Here is a 2,548-nt window from a genome sequence, read left to right on the forward strand (position 1 = left end):
CAAGCAGTACAAAAGATGCAATCACAGGCAAGATTACTACCACAGGCGGTACGAGCCTAAGCAATGTAGCTAGCGCAGGTGATTACACTAATACTGCTAATGCAAGCAAAGGTGTCAACGCAGGTGACCTAAACAATGCAGTCATTGATGCAAAAACAGCAGTTACCAACACAGGCATCAAGTTCGGTAATGGTACAACAGCCAACCAATACAAGTTGGGTGATACCCTTAATGTCAAAGCCTCAACAGATGGCAGCATCACCAGTACAACAACAGCAGACGGTGTGCAACTTGGCTTAGGCAATACCGTTAAAGTTGGTAGTGGTGCTACGCAGATCACAGTTGATGGCAGCACAGGAAAAATTGGTGGCTTAAGCAACAAGACATGGAATGCGGCAAGCATTACCAGTGGACAAGCAGCAACAGAAGACCAATTAAAACTTGTGAGCGATGCGCAAAGTGCAACAGATAATGCAGCAGTGAAGTACGACAGTGCAGCGACGAAAGACAAAGTCACTTTAGGTGGAGCAACGGGTACCACGATCACTAATGTTAAAGATGGCACACTCAATGCAAGCTCAACAGATGCAGTGAATGGTCGCCAACTGTATGCAACCAACCAAAACGTTGCTCAAAACACCACAAGTATCAGCACACTGAACACCACAGTGAGCAACCACGGTACACAAATCACCACCAATACCGCAGACATTAGTAGCTTAAAAGGTGGTTTCACCCTACAAACCAATGGTACGAACGCGGGTGCGATCAAAGCAGGTGATACTGTTGATATCGGTGTTGCAGACCTTGCAGATACAAATCTCACTGCGACCAAGACAGGCAAAGACATCGCATTTGCTTTAAGCCAAGACTTGAGCTTGACCAGTGTGACCACAGGCAATACGGTTATTAACAATGCAGGACTTACAGCGGACAAAGTCACTGTAGGCAACGTTGTTATCGACAAAACGACCAATAAAATCACAGGCATCGAAGCAGGTACCAGCAGCAAAGATGCAGTGAACAAAGGTCAATTAGATACATTGGCGGCACAACAAGCGGCAACAGACAGTGCAGCAGTGAAGTACGACAATGCCGCGACGAAAGACAAAGTTACCTTTGGTGGAACCGCAACAAGCAGTACAAAAGACCCAATCACAGGCAAGATTACTAGCACAGGCGGTACGAGCCTAAGCAATGTAGCTAGCGCAGGTGATTACACCGATATTGCTAATGCAAGCAAAGGTGTCAACGCAGGTGACCTAAACAATGCGGTAATTAATGTAAAAACAGCAGTTACCAACACAGGCATCAAGTTCGGTAATGGTACAACAGTCAACCAATACAAGTTGGGTGATATCATTAATGTTAAAGCCTCAACAGATGGCAGCATCACCAGTACAACGACAGCAGACGGAGTACAACTTGGCTTAGGCAATACCGTTAAAGTTGGTAGTGGTGCTACGCAGATCACCGTTGATGGCAGCACAGGAAAAATTGGTGGTTTAAGCAATAAGACATGGAATGCTGCAAGCATCACCAGTGGACAAGCTGCGACAGAAGACCAATTGAAACTTGTGAGTGATGCACAAACTGCAACAGATAATGCAGCAGTGAAGTACGACAGTGCAGCAACAAAAGACAAAGTTACTTTAGGCGGTGGAGCAACGGGTACCACGATCAGCAATGTGAAAGCAGGTGGAGTCAATGCAAGCTCAAGCGATGCAATTAATGGTAGCCAGCTTCATGCAGTATCAAACAGCATTAAAAATGCAATTGGCGGTAGTACGACTATAAATGCAGTGACTGGAGCTATCACCACCAACAACATTGGTGGAACAGGTGCGAACACGATTGATGGGGCAATCAACAGTGTTAGCAATACAGCGAAAGCAGCTAAGACAGAAGTAAAAGAAGGCGACAATATTAAAGTCACTTCAGTGGCTGGCGCAGATGGTCAAAGCATTTACACCGTAGCAACAGCGCAAGATGTAAGTTTCGATAAAGTAACCGTTGGTAGTGGTGCCACGCAGATCACGCTTGATGGCAGCACAGGAAAAATCGGTGGCTTAAGCAACAAGACATGGAATGCGGCAAGCATTACCAGTGGACAAGCAGCAACAGAAGACCAATTAAAACTTGTGAGCGATGCACAAACTGCAACAGATAATGCAGCAGTGAAGTACGACAATGCAGCCACTAAAGACAAAGTTACCTTTGGTGGAACCGCAACAAGCAGTACAAAAGATGCAATCACAGGCAAGATTACTACCACAGGCGGTACGAGCCTAAGCAATGTAGCTAGCGCAGGTGATTACACTAATACTGCTAATGCAAGCAAAGGTGTCAACGCAGGTGACCTAAACAATGCAGTCATTGATGCAAAAACAGCAGTTACCAACACAGGCATCAAGTTCGGTAATGGTACAACAGCCAACCAATACAAGTTGGGTGATACCCTTAATGTCAAAGCCTCAACAGATGGCAGCATCACCAGTACAACAACAGCAGACGGGGTGCAACTTGGCTTAGGCAATACCGTTAAAGW

At 45.8% G+C, this 2,548-nt stretch carries 1 pseudogene; it reads left to right on the forward strand.

The annotated features are described in order from the left end of the window. Positions 1-2,548: pseudogene (locus B9T30_RS16295) on the forward strand (trimeric autotransporter adhesin AtaA); the annotation flags it as partial.

Source organism: Acinetobacter sp. ANC 4973 (assembly GCF_002135275.1).
Classification (GTDB): Bacteria; Pseudomonadota; Gammaproteobacteria; order Pseudomonadales; family Moraxellaceae; genus Acinetobacter; species Acinetobacter kyonggiensis.